At 44.8% G+C, this 16144-nt stretch carries 14 protein-coding genes; 7 read left to right on the plus strand and 7 right to left on the minus strand.

Going from position 1 to position 16144, the window contains the following annotated elements; genetic code table 11:
- On the plus strand, nt 1-413 hold a 413-nt coding region (locus tag ABFQ95_04050; protein MEN8236698.1), incomplete at its 5' end, for an NAD-dependent epimerase/dehydratase family protein.
- Here ABFQ95_04050 and ABFQ95_04055 read toward each other — a convergent pair.
- From ABFQ95_04055 to asnB, 4 genes are all read right to left on the minus strand, one after another.
- Nucleotides 340-1344, minus strand: a complete 1005-nt coding sequence (locus ABFQ95_04055; GenBank protein ID MEN8236699.1) for an O-antigen ligase family protein — start codon at nt 1342-1344, stop codon at nt 340-342. The two genes, ABFQ95_04050 and ABFQ95_04055, sit on opposite strands and share 74 nt — an antisense overlap.
- A 314-nt stretch (nt 1345-1658) precedes the next feature.
- Nucleotides 1659-2999, minus strand: a complete 1341-nt coding sequence (locus ABFQ95_04060) for a hypothetical protein (protein ID MEN8236700.1) — start codon at nt 2997-2999, stop codon at nt 1659-1661.
- Between the two features lie 233 nt (nt 3000-3232).
- Nucleotides 3233-4384: an ATP-binding protein gene (locus tag ABFQ95_04065; GenBank protein MEN8236701.1), complete on the minus strand. Its 1152-nt coding sequence runs from the start codon at nt 4382-4384 to the stop codon at nt 3233-3235.
- A 77-nt stretch (nt 4385-4461) separates the two neighbouring features.
- Nucleotides 4462-6444 carry an asparagine synthase (glutamine-hydrolyzing) gene (gene asnB / locus ABFQ95_04070; GenBank protein ID MEN8236702.1) on the minus strand — a complete coding sequence of 661 codons (1983 nt, stop codon included), beginning with the start codon at nt 6442-6444 and terminating at the stop codon, nt 4462-4464.
- Nucleotides 6445-6719: 275 nt separating this feature from the next.
- Here asnB and ABFQ95_04075 point away from each other — a divergent pair, with 275 nt between their 5' ends.
- The 3 genes from ABFQ95_04075 to ABFQ95_04085 all read left to right on the plus strand — a co-directional run bounded on the left by ABFQ95_04075 (nt 6720) and on the right by ABFQ95_04085 (nt 8235).
- The gene (locus ABFQ95_04075; GenBank protein MEN8236703.1) at nt 6720-6971 is read left to right on the plus strand and encodes a hypothetical protein; all 252 of its coding nucleotides are present in this window, start codon (nt 6720-6722) and stop codon (nt 6969-6971) included.
- A gap of 508 nt (nt 6972-7479) precedes the next feature.
- Nucleotides 7480-7719 (plus strand): hypothetical protein, encoded by a 240-nt coding sequence (locus ABFQ95_04080; GenBank protein MEN8236704.1) that lies wholly within the window; start codon nt 7480-7482, stop codon nt 7717-7719.
- Between the two features lie 81 nt (nt 7720-7800).
- Nucleotides 7801-8235: a hypothetical protein gene (locus ABFQ95_04085; GenBank protein ID MEN8236705.1), complete on the plus strand. Its 435-nt coding sequence runs from the start codon at nt 7801-7803 to the stop codon at nt 8233-8235.
- 375 nt (nt 8236-8610) lie between these two features.
- Here ABFQ95_04085 and upp read toward each other — a convergent pair whose 3' ends face one another.
- Nucleotides 8611-9261, minus strand: coding sequence for a uracil phosphoribosyltransferase (gene upp, locus ABFQ95_04090; protein MEN8236706.1), 651 nt, complete (start codon nt 9259-9261; stop codon nt 8611-8613).
- 17 nt (nt 9262-9278) lie between these two features.
- The gene (locus tag ABFQ95_04095) at nt 9279-9899 is read right to left on the minus strand and encodes a 3'-5' exonuclease (GenBank protein ID MEN8236707.1); all 621 of its coding nucleotides are present in this window, start codon (nt 9897-9899) and stop codon (nt 9279-9281) included.
- A gap of 377 nt (nt 9900-10276) precedes the next feature.
- On the opposite strand from ABFQ95_04095, the gene pheS reads away from it, so the two are divergent.
- From pheS to lepA, 3 genes are all read left to right on the plus strand, one after another.
- A complete protein-coding gene (pheS, locus tag ABFQ95_04100) occupies nt 10277-11344 on the plus strand; it encodes a phenylalanine--tRNA ligase subunit alpha (GenBank protein ID MEN8236708.1) in 1068 nt (355 codons plus the stop codon).
- Nucleotides 11344-13755, plus strand: coding sequence for a phenylalanine--tRNA ligase subunit beta (gene pheT / locus ABFQ95_04105; protein ID MEN8236709.1), 2412 nt, complete (start codon nt 11344-11346; stop codon nt 13753-13755). The genes pheS and pheT overlap by 1 nt, the downstream gene beginning before the upstream one ends.
- A 211-nt stretch (nt 13756-13966) precedes the next feature.
- Nucleotides 13967-15769 (plus strand): translation elongation factor 4, encoded by a 1803-nt coding sequence (lepA, locus tag ABFQ95_04110; protein MEN8236710.1) that lies wholly within the window; start codon nt 13967-13969, stop codon nt 15767-15769.
- 142 nt (nt 15770-15911) lie between these two features.
- On the opposite strand, the gene ABFQ95_04115 is transcribed toward lepA, so the two are convergent.
- Nucleotides 15912-16144, minus strand: a 233-nt coding sequence (locus tag ABFQ95_04115; GenBank protein ID MEN8236711.1) for a hypothetical protein, incomplete at its 5' end; no start/stop codon positions are given.

A 16144-nucleotide genomic window follows, 5' to 3' on the forward strand; every position in this document is an offset into this window, starting at 1 on the left:
CTTGGGGCCGTCCGGATATGTCGGCGTTTATTTTTACCAAAGCCATCCTTGAAGACCAAGAATTGCCAGTCTTTAATCATGGCAAAATGCGCCGTAATTTTACTTATATCGATGATATTGTTGCAGGCACAATTGATTGTCTCGAAAACCCGCCTGCAAGTGCTCCCAAGCACCGACTCTACAACATCGGCAATGATAAATCAGAAGAACTCATGCGGTTTATTGAGGTGCTTGAACAAGCTGTAGGAAAAAAAGCCAAGCTGAGGTTCGAGCCCATGCAACCAGGTGATGTGAAAGAAACCATTGCCGATATTGCAGAAACCACTCGAGATTTTGGCTTTAGGCCGCAGACGGATATTGAGCAGGGTCTGACGCACTTTGTAAATTGGTATCGAGAATATCATCAGATCTAATAGGTACGCTCTTGACTGTCACAGATTGACCACAGTGTGCCAGGGCAAGCCCGAAAAATACCCAAAGATAGCGTTGATACAGCACCTCCATTACCAAAGCAGCCACTGCAAAAGTAATCAGGATTCCTCTGAAGGCAAGGATGTGGGGGGATATGGTTTGAATTCGTGTGAAAAAGGTTTTACACAGGGTTACAAATAGGGCGCTCATCAAAAGAAAACCGATAACTCCTGTTTCTATAAGCAGCCAGAGGTAAGTACTGTGTAGTTCAGTGAAATCTTTTACCCCCAAATTCCTTTGTTTTTGCAGAAATCCTCCCAAATCGATTCCGGTAAGAGGTTGCGCTTGCCACATTTTCAGTCCCTTTAGGCTGGATTGGATTCGATCCCATGCTCCATGATCGATGAAATTGGTGTGGTATCTGTTTACAAAATCTGAATATGCAGGAGCAAAATGCAGTGGTAAAGATTCAGGGAGCGCATATCCAAATCCGAAGATTAAACAACCCACAATAATGCCGGCTGGTATTGAGATTTTTTGCCGCCACCATTTTTGCGTGAGGAGAATAAAGAAGAGAAGGAGCACAGCTGTTCGAGAATGTGAATATAAAATTCCCAGCGTTGAAAGTATGATAAGACAGTGGTGCACGATGACAGAAAATTTTGCAAAAGACAATGTGATAATAATTGCGGTGACACAAAAGAGGCCAAAGGCGTTGGGATTTTGAAAAAATGCCCCCAAACGCCACCCATAAATCCAGGTCGAACTTTGGTATCCGAGCAGTTTTGCCAGCAAACAACATAAGATAACGACACTGTGGGTAGTGAGCAAAGCTTTGAGGCTTTTTGTTTTTATGTATTCGGTTTGTTGCCCGATCCAATAACCTGCTAAGGCATACCCAAGGCACATACACCAGCCAAGAAATTTTTTCATTGCCCATGGATCGATGGCCCTCAAATTTAGATAGGAGCGTATGAAGCAGAAGAGGAGCCACAGTGAAAAAACCGAAATCCAACACAAAAGGAAAGCGTGATTTTTGCAGGATGTTCGTTCTTCGCTATGAACCAGGCTGATAAGGATTGGCACAGCAAGGAGCGCAAGCACTACATCAGCTAGGCAAAATCGGATACTGATTTGACCAAAAGTTGGGGTCCAATAGATTTGTAGGCTGATGAGTAGAGCTGTTGCGGCGATCAGCTTGGCAGTTGGTGTGAATTGAGTGAACTGTTTCAAAGCACGATCCACCCTTACAGGAAAACAGCAACGTACAAGAATGTCACTAATGTAAGTGCACAAGGCAGCAAGGTATTCGGCAAGGGCACGTTGGATTTTTGCTGCCTTAAAGCCCATCGCTTTAAGATTTGCGCAATAAGATTAGCGCCACCCAGACTGAGCATTGCGGCTTGAAGGTTCGTTGCAAAAAGGGAACAAAGTCCGAATAAGATTATGCCAGACACTAGCATGACGCCGTGAATTAGAATTTCCTGGTGGATTTTGTTGTTTGTGATCAGAATTTCATGCTGAGGTCCCCATAAAACATCACAATAGCGAAACATGGCCAGGGGTAAGAGCATATATCGGTAAATGCTCATTTTAGAATTTATATGGAGCATTTCGCTCATAAAATTCATGACAAAAAAGAGCGTGGCTATTACCAGTAATCCACTCAACGCGAGCAGATGTTGACGATTGTTAACTTCTCTTGTGCTTTGCTGATCAGAAAGGTAAGCACTTGATTGCTGCATTTGCCAAGGAAGAGCAAGGTAGGCAAAGTGTTGGACCACAATAAAACCGTTGGCAATGGCTGAGCACAATCGATATTGACCAACAACTGACACGGGGAGTATAAAAGCAAGGAGGAAAACGTCAAAGTTATTGGCAAGCCGTGCAATGAGGTTGTTGAGGGTAAGGTTTAAAGTATGTAACAATAGAGTTGTAGATGGTATATTCCTTTTCCTCGTACGGGGCAGGTAGGTTTTGTGGTTTGCAAAAAGAAAGATCGAGAGGCCGAAGATAATCATCAGATAAAGTCCATTGGCCATGAAGAAAAATTGCTTAACCGTTTTTAGATCAGTTACCACAAGGCCAAGTACTAGCAGCAGTGATGTTGCAAAATCGCGTAGCACAAAGAAAAGGCTGATACGATTACTTGAGCGAATAATGGCCGAGATGGTTTCCAACCAGCCTGTTTGTATTCCGTAAATCAACGCAAGAACAAGTAAAATTGGAGGAGTTTTTAATATCTCAAGCGAAGTCAGTTGAATCAAAAGCACAGCAGCACCGACTACGACGCCAATGCCCAAGCTAGTTTTTAAATAGGCACGTGTAACAGTTGGGGCATTTTTAAAACGTTTACTATTGTGCTTTGTAAAGCGATTCAGCCACAAGTCACCACCGCATGATGTGATTACGGCAACCAAGTTGGACAGCAACATTAAAATCGTAAATCGTCCAAAATTTGTGGCATCCATGACAAAAAAACCGCCGAACAAGATCATCAAAGTTGGTGTTTTTGACAAAAATGCTGAGATCGTTGCCAATAGGTACTGCGGCAAAGCCTGCTTTAGAGAGGCAGTTGACACTGTCATGCGTGAATGGGGTGCTTATTGTTCTGAAAGAGAGACAAGCAAAGAGCCTTAATATCAAAAAAGTTTATGGAGTTAATCTACATTTTAATCGTTACAAACTCCAGAGAAAAATTCTAAAAACCCCAGCAGTTCAGTGAACAGTCTCCAGTGAAAATGTGCTATACTCGTGGCTCGAATTAAAAAGTCGAATTTTACCTTCTGACCTGCAGGTGCCTATAGCAATGAGTTGGATATTATGCAGCTGAATTGGCCAAGCTCATAAGAGAAACGGCCTTAATTTTTGGGGCTAGATTAAAAGACCTATCTCCAGGGTAGACAATTTGGACTTGATCTAATTGCAGTGCTTCAAGGCTGTTATAGACTGAGGCAGTTGCTTTGGGTACATCCGTGTATTTGAATTCAAATCCCAAGCGCCGCCCTTTGTCGAAGACAAGAAGGTCAATTTCTGCTTGTCCATGTGTGCTCCAAAAAAAGCAATTTTCGGATGAAAAATCATAAGCTCGGATAACTTGTTCGAGGGCAAATCCCTCCCAAGAAGCCCCAAGCTTGGGGTGCCTGCGCAAAGTTTTAAGATCAATTGTATTAATGAGGTAGTGATACAGGCCGCTATCGGTAAAATAGATCTTTGGACGCTTGACCTGTCGTTTACCAATATTTTCAAACCAGGGTTGTAAAACCCGTACCATAAAAGTACCAGCTAGAATATCTAGATATTGTTTGATGGTTTTATCGCTTTGACCAAGCGAACGCCCAATTTCGCTGGCATTAAAAATCTGCCCATGATAATGGGCCAGCATCATCCAAAAACGCCGCATGGTTGCTGGAGGGACAGAAAAGCCAAGATTAGGAATATCACGTTCCAGGTACGTACGAACGTAGTTTTCACGCCATTGCCAACTTAACTCGTTTGTGGATGCAAGATAGGATTTAGGAAATCCACCCAGCACAAATAATTTTTCCCAATCGGAAATCTCATCAATTCCAAAAGGATGCAGCTCAATGTAAGCAATACGTCCGGCAAGTGTTTCCGAAGATTGTCGGATAAGATCGCGAGATGCACTTCCAAGGATAAGATATTGCTGTTCCAGGCTAGGGTCATCAATCAGGACACGTAAAATCGGAAACAGGTTTGGTAGGTACTGAATTTCATCAATGACAATAAGGCCTGATAGCGGTTTCAATGTGGCTTGCGGATTTTGCAGTTGCTCAACGTGTAAAGGGTTTTCCAGATCAAAGACGTGTATCTCTTTTGTGCCGGCAACCTGCCTTGCATACTCATGCGCCAGCGTTGTTTTACCGCATTGACGTGGCCCAAGTATCGCAACAGCATTGTGGATGCCAAAAAGTTGACCAATTTTCTGTTGGTATTTTACTCGTTCAATCATGCAGTTTGGCTCTTTTGGAGAAATAACACGTCATTGCGTCAGTGTATCATGAAATCTCGGAGTTCAACTCCGAAACTTCATGAAGATTGACTAGAAAAATTAGTTTGCCAGCTGGGTTGAACATCTTGCTGCCACTCCCGTCGCCACGCCTGGAACATTAACACCACCCATAATGGATACTGCCAGTTCTGGCTGCCCTTTAGGTGCTGCTGCCATTTTTCTCGAATCAAAGCTGGGTTAAAAATTCCCTCTTGTATCAAGTGATTTTCATCCAATAGATCCTCAGCCCAATCGCGCAGAGGGCCTTTGAGCCATGTATCAATGGGAACGCCAAAACCCATCTTGGGTCGGTCAATAAGCGAAGAGGGGACGTAGCGATCTAAGACCTGGCGCAGCAACCATTTGCTCTTGCCACCGCGGATTTTCATATGTTGTGGTAGACTCCAAGCAAACTCAACCACGCGATGGTCAAGTAGGGGGACGCGAGCTTCTAGCGAAACCGCCATGCTGGCACGATCTACCTTGGGTAGGATGTCGCTGGGCAGATATGTCATTAAGTCCCAGTACTGCATGCGATCCATGAGGGTTGGCATGTCCACACTTTCTAAAGCAGAGGGGATCTGTCCAGTATGGCGTACAATATCTTCATTCGTGTGCCATTGGCTGATCAACTGTAGATAGAGTGACTCTTCTGAGGGTTTGGTCAAGAGAGGTTTGAACTTGTGCAATTTATCGCCAAACAAATCAGGCGTAAAAGGGAGCATGCAACCGATGCGATTCCAAGTGTGCGGGGTAAGCAAACCAATGGTGCCAGCGATACTTTTGCGAGCAAAACTGGGCAAAGCGTTGACTTTACTCCAAATGTTATTGGCTAGCAGGTAGCGGTTATAGCCAGCAAACAACTCATCACCACCATCACCGGAAAGGCTGACAGTGACATGCTGTCGTGCCAATTGCGACACCAGATGTGTGGGTATTTGTGACGCATCTGCGAAAGGCTCATCATACATCTGAGCAAGTTTGGGAATAACATCTAAAGCTTGGTCAGGTGTAACATAAAGCTCAGTATGGTCGGTCTTTAGATGGCGTGCTACCTCTTTAGCATGGTGCGCTTCATTGTAACCTGCTTCTGCAAAGCCAATTGAAAAGGTTTTAGTAGGCTGCGAGCTTTGGGTTTGCATCAAGGCTACCACTGCCGAGCTATCAATGCCGCCTGAGAGAAAAGCCCCTAAAGGAACGTCAGAGATCATCCGGCACTTGACCGCTTGTTTGAGGAGATGCTCGAGTTGATCTGTGGCCTCTGCATCAGAAAGCGAAAAATTATCTCTGGAATTAATGCCGTCTTGTGCAACTTGCAAGGCATTCCAATAGCAGCTGATTTTTGCGGTTTGCTGTTTAAGATCAAAGTGCAACATATGTCCGGGAGCTAGATGTTGAATATCTTGATAGATAGAGTAGGGGGCAGGTACGTATCCGTGCCGCATCATCAGGGCAAGTGCTTGCTTGTTGACCCTAGGTGAGCAATTTGGATGTACTCGAAGTGCTTTTAACTCAGATCCAAATAAAAATAGGCCATTATCAACGTGTCCCCAGTACAATGGTTTAATGCCAAGGCGATCTCTAGCCAAAACCAGACTTTGATTTTTCCGATCCCAAAGGGCCAGGGCAAACATGCCGACAAATTTAGACAGAGCTTTTTCAATGCCCCAAACGGCAAAGGCCTCAAGGATGACTTCCGTGTCACTATGGCCGTGAAATGGACCAGCGCCCTTTGCTAATAGCTGATCGCGCAATTCCTGAAAGTTATAAATTTCACCGTTATAGCTTAGAACGTATTGGCCTGAGTGGGATAGCATCGGTTGCCGTCCATGTTCTGAAAGATCAATAATGGCAAGACGGCGGTGCCCTAAGGCCACGCCATTTTGCGCATCAACCCAGTAACTATGCCCGTCAGGTCCCCGATGGGCAATGGTTGTCGTCATCGCATGCACGCGCTGACGCAACTCAGCATCGTTGTTTGTAGTAGATTTGGGGTTGATGAATCCGGTAAGTCCGCACATGAGTTATGTTGTAACGTTTTCTGTAGGTTAAAGCTAGGGATTTTGGGAAACGGGCTTCAATCTAAAATTTCCATCTCGACTTTCATATAAATTCCTTGTAGCTTGCTCCGAGAAGTAGTGTGTTGCCTCAATCTTTACGGGACGGCAACAGATGCGATAGAACCGTAGTATCTACATTACGTGGCTCTCAACACTTGGAGTTAGTGAAATTTCTTGATTTTTAAGGTAAAATTGGTGATCATGGTCGCAAGATTAGAGAGAAAAAGAGATTATTTATGCAAAATTTTGACGGCGAAGTAGTTACTTTACACATTGCTGATAATGGCAGGTGGATTGCCCATTTTGTAGGAGATTTAAAAATGAGCTTTTATGGGGATACACCAAATGAGGCCTACGATAAACTAATGGCAGCTTGTAAGTCGGAACAGGCAACCTATGACAAAAAAACTACAAACGCAGATCAAAAAAAGCCGCTTATATTAATAGAAAGGGAATATGCCTCACAATGGCAATCCAAAAAGAAGTAAAAACCTCTGTTTCCTGATAGTTCTTATGCCCATGTCATGGATTTTTTAATCCGCTCTACCTGCAATATCCATCCGATCTGCCAATTTCATCTTTACGGCTAACCCAGTCCCGTGCATTTTTAGCTGTAAGTGCGTTCTGAATCAAGTCAACCTGGCTCTGCCAGGTTGACTTGATCCAGACTTCTGGTCTTGCATATAATGCTGTTGCCCAAAAAGCAAAATTTTTCTTAGAAACATAGTTATATACCGCATTTATAACTATGTTTTTTAGAAAGACTAACTCCTTTGATGGTGAGAATGCCTTGTTCTTAAAGGGATTATGGCAATAAATGAAAGTTCCTAGTTACAATTTCCGGGAGTTGAGGTTGGATAGGTACTCCCGAAGGTGGAACATTGAACTGATGTTCGCTCACTGCAAGCGAAACGGGTTCAATCTTGAGGATACACACCTTAAGGACATCATAAGGACATCATAAGGACATCATAAAGGGTTGAAAAGTTGTTTGCAGTGCTTGTCTTCGCTTTGGCAATTTCATTCCTTATCGGCAGGCAAGAAGAAAAAGCCAACCCAACCCAGTATAAGTCAACGGTTAGTGCACCAGCTTACTCAACTTTCAGACGAGGATTTGATGCTTTAAGAAAATATTTTGTGCAAACAAAGGAAGCAGCAATAATGTTGGTGGCCAATCTAATGCCACCACTTTCAGAGATGGCTATTTATGCGGGAGAGACAAAAAATGTCCGGTAGTGAGATAATTAATAATAAATTAAATTTATTTGTGTAACTTAGTAAGTGTAGGCAACAATTATTTCATTGGAGGACTGATAAATGTTTAATAAAATGTTTTATAGAGCAGCTTCTTTTTTGATAGCCATCATGCTATCACCTTTTTTGTTGCAAAATAATGTTATTGGGGATGAGATTGAAAATCGGCTATTAAAAAAACAGTTGAAGAAATTAGGCATTACCGATAAAATTTGGGAGGGATTTGTGGAAACTAGCGACATTATTGCAGTGGAAGACCTTAGTTTGGTTTGGGGAATTAATATAAAATCTGGTAAAGGAAGAAGAATCTGCGCCAAAGCTTTGACAAAATTTAAAATTGCTGAACGAATGCAATTTACAGAACCCAAAAGATGGAATAAGCAGACAGAAGAATTTTCTTTTAAAGACTCTTTTAAAGACATTGAAGAAAATGCGAAAAAAAAATGCGGTGAAGCTGCGGTAAAAAAAGTAAGGTCGGTTACGAGTTACTATAGATAGTCCTAAACTAGAATCAACGACCCTCTACTTGTTTGATAAGGAGGGACCATCTCTGGTCTCTCCTACTATAAGAACGCAGCGTGAAAGTTTCCCCTCACTGCGCTCAAGCCTTGGATAAGGTCGCCTTGCGACGTCCCGGCGCTCTACTCACCTTACCTTTGTCCCGTTCTTCAAAGTATACTTTGAATTATGGGTCCTAGGAATGGGATGCCCCTCTTATTTTAATATGGCGTTTGATGGGTATAACGGCCAAGACGGATCAAAGTACCTCTTATCCAAAACTCAGGTAGTGTAAATGAGCACTTTGAGCGTATCAGGAAACAGAGGTTTTGATTTCACTTCGGTATAGTTCAATGATAGGTAAGCCGCTGTGTCCTAAAGCGTTCCAAACAAACGGTCTCCTACATCGCCAATGCCTGGGATTACATAAGAGTTTTTATCCAACCCCTGATCAAGGGAGGCCAGGTAAATCGGAACATCTCCATAGTTTTGACTTATATTGGCGATGCCCTCAGGAGCTGCAACAAGTGCCATGAACAGGATTTTTGTTCTTGCTACGCCGTGTTTGATCAAAGTATCCAGGGCATAGCAGGCGGTATTTCCGGTTGCCAGCATAGGATCTACCAAGATAAAGACATGATCATTGGCATCTGGAAGTTTGACTAAATATTCCACAGGTTTTTTGGTATCCGCTTTACGGTATAAACCAATGTGACCTTGTCTGGCAGTGGGAATTAGTTGTACAAGCCCTTCAGACATCCCAAGACCTGCTCTCAAGATCGGCACCACCACCATTTCTGGATCGGAAATTTGTGGAGCCTGCATGGGCATCAAGGGCGTTTCAATCTGGGTTTGCTGCACTGATAGTTGACGCGTGACCTCATATCCCATCAGCAGGCTGATTTCTCGCAACAGTTGACGGAAGATTCCGGGCTCGGTTTCTTGTTTGCGCATTAGAGTCAGTTTGTGCTGGATCAGCGGATGATCCAAGATGTGTAGGTTGTGGAAGGTGGGGTGTGTTTTCATGGGTATCCTCAGCGTTTTTATTCAGTACGGATATTTTTAACCTCTGCAATTTCGCTAGAATGATTACTAGGTAGGGGCTTGCGCCCTAGGATATAGGGCATTAATCGTCCCATATTTCTTGCATCATCAATACCGCGGTGGTGTGTGCCCTGTAGTTCTAGTTTTGCTGCCTTTAATGCCTTTGTCATTCCATATTTTTTTCGCAAGCCTTGCGTGGAGGAGAAAAGCTTTTTAATATTAACATGTGGTGCACCAATAGGAAAAGGAACTTGATGGAAATCACTATCTCGCTGTAGCTGAGTGTTGTCATAGTCACCCCATGAGCAGAACAAAAAATTCTCATATTGATACAGCCATTCTTTGAATATTGATATCGCATTGGGGTACGTCAATGCACCGTCAACATCTTGTTGGGTGATTGTTGTCAATTTTGTGCAAAATGGGGTTAGTATTTTATGCCGAACAGGCCTAATAAAAATCGAAAATTCATTGATGGCAATAAGTTTGGTTGCTTCTATAATCACGGCGCCAATTTCTATGGTTTCCATTTCATATTTTGGAATGGATCCTTTATTGCAACAAGTTGCCTCAAGATCAACGATTAAAAAGTGTTGGTATTGCTGTAAAGCTATTTCCATGATGTGCTTCCATAAACGTTATTGAGGTTTTAATCCAAGGTACTCAAAGCCTGCCGAAAAATCAGGATTGTTCATCAAAAAAATTTAAATGCTCCGTTACCTCAATAACCCCAATGGTGTAAGATGATTTTGAAACAAAAAACTCTTCACCCATCAGGTGAAACAACGGAGCAAAACCATGGTACTTCTCTATGTCGTATCATTCAAGTGCCAAGGCACATTTTTTTGGCAATTTCATAGCTCTTGCAGGACTGCCCCTATTTCCAGCAGGTATACCGGTTAAGGAGCTTGGGAGAATAGGCACACTTTTTCTTTACTACATTTCCTGTTATATTCTAAGCTTTAAGCAGGCACAAGTTAGAGTGGTTAAAGACGACATGGACGATCTCGCCGTATTACACAGTGAACTCACTGAAAACATTAATGCCGCCAGTGACTTGCAATCATTAGAGTCGGTGCGGGTGGCAGCACTTGGTAAGCAGGGCAGCATTTCGTTGCTTTTGAAAGGGCTAGGCAAGCTAGCTCCCGATCAACGCAAACAGCAAGGTCAAGCCCTTAATAATCTACGAGAATCAATTACTCAAAGCTTGGATACCAAAAGGAAGCAACTGGAAGCAGCAGCACTTGAGGTTCGCCTGGCACAGGAAAAAGTGGATGTGACATTAGAGGCTCGTCCTGCCACAGTTGGCAGCATTCACCCCTTTACTCAAGCCCTTTATGAAATTGTAACCATATTTAAGGAGATGGGCTTTTCTGTGGCTGAAGGGCCGGACATCGAAGACGATGAACACAATTTTACTGCTCTGAATATTGCCCCAGAGCACCCGGCAAGACAAGAGGCCGATACGTTTTATTTACCGCCAAGGGAAGACGGAATGTCAGTAGTGTTACGTACGCACACCTCACCGGTACAGATTCGCACACTTCGAAAGACCAAACCACCGGTTTGGATTATCGCACCTGGAAGGACATATCGAAGTGACTCAGATCCCACTCACACGCCTAATTTTCATCAGGTTGAAGGACTCTTAATTGATGAAGGCATTCATATGGGGCATTTAAAAGGCTGCTTGGTTGAGTTTTGTCGGCGCTTTTTTGGTGTTGATGATCTACCAGCACGCTTTCGGCCAGCGTTTTTTCCTTTTACCGAGCCATCGGCTGAGATGGATATTGGCTGCTCGCGCAAAGGTGGTGAGTTTAAGATTGGCGCAGGGGATGATTGGCTAGAGATTTTGGGGTGCGGCATGGTACACCCGAATGTTTTGGAAAACTGTGGCATTGACTCAAGCCAGCACCAGGGTTTTGCTTTTGGTACTGGGATCGAGCGCATGGCGATGCTCAAATACGGCATTCCCGATTTGCGTGCATTTTATGAGTCAGACAATCGTTGGCTGCACCACTATGGTTTTTCAGTTGTTAACGCTCTAAGCGGAGATACAATCTAATGAAAATTACTTTATCTTGGCTCAAAGATTATCTTGAAACCGAAGCGAGCTTAGAAGAAATTACCGAGCGCCTTTCTATGTTGGGCTTAGTGGTGGACGATGTAACCCATCCAGGAAGGGCCTTTAAGGACTTTAGTGTAGCTGAAGTTATCCAAGCGGGCCCTCATCCCAACGCGGATCGATTAAAAGTTTGCCAGGTTAAGACTGGCAAGCAGACGTTAGAAATTGTCTGTGGGGCTCCCAATGCGCACACTGGCATGAAGGCGGTATTGGCTCCCATTGGTGCGGTGATTCCAGCCACTGGCAAAGCCCTTAAGCTTGGAAAAATTCGTGATGTGGAAAGTCAGGGTATGTTGTGTTCAACCTTTGAGTTGGGCCTGGCCGAGCAATCAGATGGTGGCATTATGGAGCTCGATGCCGATGCTCCTGTTGGTGCGCCTTTCGCCCAGTATTTGGGAATTGATGATCCGGTTATTGACATTGAAATTACCCCCAACCGTGGTGATTGTCTTGGGGCCTATGGTTTAGCTCGAGATTTGGCCGTATCAGGTTTGGGAACTTTAAAAACACTGCAAATTCCTGAGATTGCTGGTCAATTTAAGAGCGACATCCTGGTTGAGATTGATCCAATAACCACAGACGTTTGCACGATGTTTGCTGGACGGCTGATTTGCGGCGTTAAAAATTGTCCCAGCCCTGATTGGTTGCAACACCGCCTGCGCGCCATTGGCTTGCGGCCTATCTCAGCATTGGTAGATGTTACCAACTATCTTGCCTACGATCTGGGGCGCCCGATGCACGTGTTTGACGCTGATAAGCTCTCTGGCAATCTAAATATTCGCTTTGCCAAGACAGGTGAAAAGATCCAGGCCTTGGATGACAAAGAATATAACTTGGATGATTCGATGATTGTAGTAGCCGACCGGCAACAAGCGCATTCAGTCGCTGGGGTGATCGGAGGCGAAGAGTCTGGTTGCACATTAGAGACCACCAACGTATTTGTCGAATCAGCTGTGTTTGACGCGCTTTCCATTACCATGACTGGACGTAAGCTGAATATCCTCACTGATTCGCGATATCGCTTTGAGCGTGGCGTGGATGCAAACCAAGTGATCCCAGCGATGGAAAAAGCCACTGCATTTATTCTTGAGCATTGTGGCGGTGAAGTCAGTGAAATCGAAATTGCTGGATCTCTGCCTAAGGCACCAGTGTCTGTTGCTTTTAGACCAGATCGTGTTAAGGAACTGGTGGGTATTGATGTGCCTAAGGCTGAAATTGCTGAAATTTTATCCAAACTAGGCTTTGGCCTTGATAGGGAAAATTTTGAAAAGTGGAATATTGCAGTGCCTACTTGGCGGCATGACGTGGCCATTGAAGCAGATCTGGTTGAAGAGGTAGTGCGCATTCATGGATATAATGATATTCACAGCATTCCTCTGCCTAAACCAGGTCACACAACACAGGTGGATAAAGTAGGATCCAAGCGACGCCACCGCAGTTGGGCGGTGCGCCGAGCGCTCGCGAGCCACGGCATGAATGAAGCACTCACCTGGTCATTTTTGCAAGAGGATCGAGCCAAGTTGTTTGGTGGCGGTAGCGCTGAGCTTAAACTCATCAATCCAATTAGTGCTGATCTTTCCGACATGCGGCCTTCTCTATTGCCAAATTTGATTGATGCCTGCCAGCGTAACCATAATCAAGGCCGTGCTAACACAGCATTATTTGAAATCGGACCGCAATTTTATAATACAACCCCTGACGGGCAACAGTGGATAGTAGCAGGTGTGCGCTCAGGTGAAAATCACCGGCGGCATTGGCAATATCCAGTACGCCCAGTTGATGTATATGATGCCAAGTCTGATGCATTGGAGGCGCTAAAAGCGTGTGGCATCAATGTGGACAAGGTGCAGATCGTCTCTAAGGCTCCAAATTGGTATCATTCTGGACGATGCGGTACTTTGTGTTTGGGGCCAAAAAACACCCTGGCGTATTTTGGTGAATTGCATCCAGCCACATTGAAATCTATGGAGGCGCAGGGTCCCATGGTGGGGTTTGAAGTGATGCTGCAAAATTTGCCCAGTAAGGGCCAAGGTAAAGGTAGGGGGGGTAAAAAGTTGGTGATGTCGCCCTATCAGCCGGTGGAGCGTGACTTTGCCTTTGTTGTTGATCAAGACATTGCAGCGGGTGATGTAATCAAAGCCGTACGTAAGGCTGAGTCAAAGTTGATTACTGATGTCACACTGTTTGATCTCTACCAAGGCAAGGGTGTTCCAGAGGGTAAAAAATCTCTGGCGTTGTCGGTGCGGCTTGAACCGCAGCAAGCGACTTTGACCGATGCGGAAATTGCAGCCGTGTGCGATAAAATCGTAGCGCAAGTTGCTAGTGCTGTAGGGGGAGAGTTGCGTGGGTAACTCCATTGGCACCTAACATCGTTGGCGATGTTATCCCGAAGTGAAATCAAAACCTCTGTTTCCTGAACGGCAGTCAGTGTAAACGAGCACATATCTCAGCACACACCGTATCCGTTTCCGGTACGACGGCCGTGTTGGTTTTACTGGATTTCTTGCACCAACTCCGTTAACCTGTTGAAAGTAGTACTCTACAAGGTGACCCTTTAAAACAATGATTCCTCTCGAGCGTATACGTAATTTTTCGATTGTTGCCCATATTGATCATGGTAAATCGACTCTTGCAGACCGACTAATTGAGGTGTGCGGTGGCATTGAAAAACGTGAATTGCAAGCGCAGATGTTGGATTCTATGGACATCGAGCGTGAGCGCGGCATTACCATTAAAGCACAAACCGTACGCCTGACATACAAAGCTGAAGACGGCGAAACTTATTATCTTAATCTGATGGACACTCCCGGTCACGTGGATTTTGCCTACGAAGTCAGCCGTTCACTAGCGGCATGTGAGGGTTCGTTGTTGGTGGTTGATGCTAGCCAAGGAGTAGAAGCGCAAACCCTGGCAAATGTCTACCTGGCTCTTGATAACAATCATGAGATAATTCCAGTGTTGAATAAGGTAGATTTGCCAGCAGCTGATCCTGAACGCATCAAAGCTCAGATTGAAGAGGTTATAGGCCTTGATGCCAGTGATGCGTTGCTTATCTCTGCTAAGACAGGACTGGGCGTTGCTGCTGTTCTTGAGGCACTAGTCCGCCGACTTCCTGCGCCTAAAGGCAAGTTAGATGTGCCCTTAAAAGCTATGCTTGTGGATAGCTGGTATGATTCTTATTTGGGTGTGATCATATTGGTGCGCATCAAGGATGGGGTGCTGAAGAAAAACATGAAGATCCGGATGATGGCAAAGGGGGCAACTTATCAAGTGGATCAGGTGGGTGTATTTACTCCCAAGCGCATTTCCGTTGATCAGTTAGGCCCAGGTGAGATAGGCTTTATCACGGCCAGCATTAAGTCAGTCTCTGACTGCCAGGTGGGTGACACCATCACGGAAGAAAAACGGCTTGCAGCTGAACCACTACCAGGGTTTAAACCCAGCATTCCGGTGGTGTTTTGCGGGCTTTTTCCAGTGGATGCTGGTGAATTTGATCACCTTAGACAAAGCCTTGAACGTTTGCATTTGAATGATGCCAGCTTTCATTATGAGGCTGAAACTTCTGCTGCCCTTGGCTTAGGGTTTCGCTGTGGATTTTTAGGCTTGTTGCACTTGGAGATCGTTCAAGAGCGCCTGGAGCGTGAATTTGATTTGGACTTGGTCACAACGGCTCCCAGTGTGGTCTATAAAATCCATATGAACAACGGTGAAATCAAAGAGATGCACAATCCGGTTGATATGCCAGATGTTGTGAAAATCAATTTTATCGAAGAGCCCTGGATTAAGGCCACCATTATGGTGCCGGATGACTATTTGGGTAGTGTGCTCTCACTGTGCACTGAACGCCGGGGTGAGCAGGTGGAGCTTACCTACGTGGGCTCAAGGGCCATGGTGGTCTACAAGTTACCGCTAAATGAGATCGTGTTTGATTTTTATGATCGACTTAAGTCAGTCAGCAGGGGCTATGCGAGCTTTGACTATCAAATGGAAAATTACCGGGAAGGGGATCTGGTCAAACTGGCAATTTTGATCAATGGCGAGCCAGTGGATGCGCTATCAATCATTGTGCACCGAAGTCACGCTGAGCCTAGAGGACGTGAGCTTTGTAGCCGTCTAAAAGAGCTAATCCCCCGGCAACTGTTTAAGATTGCCATTCAAGCCGCCATTGGCGGCAAAATTGTCGCACGCGAAACGGTTTCGGCAATGCGCAAGGATGTTACAGCTAAGTGCTATGGTGGTGATGTTTCCCGTAAGCGCAAGCTGCTCGATAAACAAAAAAAGGGAAAAAAGCGCATGCGCAATATTGGTAATGTGGAAATTCCCCAGAGTGCTTTTTTGGAGGCGTTGAAAACGGGGAAGGATTAGGGTGCATTCAGTAAAGTATACCCGTCCCGGGCATAAATGGCGCTTTTGGACACCCTCTTCTGTAGCCGTCATCCTGAACGCTGATTTTCCAAACGTGCGACGTAGTCGCGCGAATTAGAAAATCTTTGCGATCTATTGAGCGTCATCCCGGACTTGATCCGGGACAGGATCCATTTCCAACCCAATCATTTTCAACTAATTTAGTTTGGCTCTTTTGCGTTTTGTATTGCCTCAGATGGAATCGGACATTTGCAACGTAACCTAACTTGAGGAGCAAAATGGGGGCATCGCTGTGAAAAGGGGGCTTTTGATGTTTGCGGGTAACTGAGAGTTCTGTTGCGATATCTTTCAAGAAGCTTGTTAGTAAACCATTTC

Source organism: Pseudomonadota bacterium (assembly GCA_039714795.1).
GTDB lineage: Bacteria > Pseudomonadota > Alphaproteobacteria > JAGOMX01 > JAGOMX01 > JBDLIP01.

Coding starts and splice junctions, on each gene's coding strand:
- ABFQ95_04055 (MEN8236699.1), bottom strand. CDS start 1,344: ATGAAAAAATTTCTTGGCTGGTGTATGTGCCTTGGGTATGCCTTAGCA.
- ABFQ95_04060 (MEN8236700.1), bottom strand. CDS start 2,999: ATGACAGTGTCAACTGCCTCTCTAAAGCAGGCTTTGCCGCAGTACCTA.
- ABFQ95_04065 (MEN8236701.1), bottom strand. CDS start 4,384: ATGATTGAACGAGTAAAATACCAACAGAAAATTGGTCAACTTTTTGGC.
- asnB (MEN8236702.1), bottom strand. CDS start 6,444: ATGTGCGGACTTACCGGATTCATCAACCCCAAATCTACTACAAACAAC.
- ABFQ95_04075 (MEN8236703.1), top strand. CDS start 6,720: ATGCAAAATTTTGACGGCGAAGTAGTTACTTTACACATTGCTGATAAT.
- ABFQ95_04085 (MEN8236705.1), top strand. CDS start 7,801: ATGTTTAATAAAATGTTTTATAGAGCAGCTTCTTTTTTGATAGCCATC.
- upp (MEN8236706.1), bottom strand. CDS start 9,261: ATGAAAACACACCCCACCTTCCACAACCTACACATCTTGGATCATCCG.
- ABFQ95_04095 (MEN8236707.1), bottom strand. CDS start 9,899: ATGGAAATAGCTTTACAGCAATACCAACACTTTTTAATCGTTGATCTT.
- pheS (MEN8236708.1), top strand. CDS start 10,277: ATGGACGATCTCGCCGTATTACACAGTGAACTCACTGAAAACATTAAT.
- pheT (MEN8236709.1), top strand. CDS start 11,344: ATGAAAATTACTTTATCTTGGCTCAAAGATTATCTTGAAACCGAAGCG.
- lepA (MEN8236710.1), top strand. CDS start 13,967: ATGATTCCTCTCGAGCGTATACGTAATTTTTCGATTGTTGCCCATATT.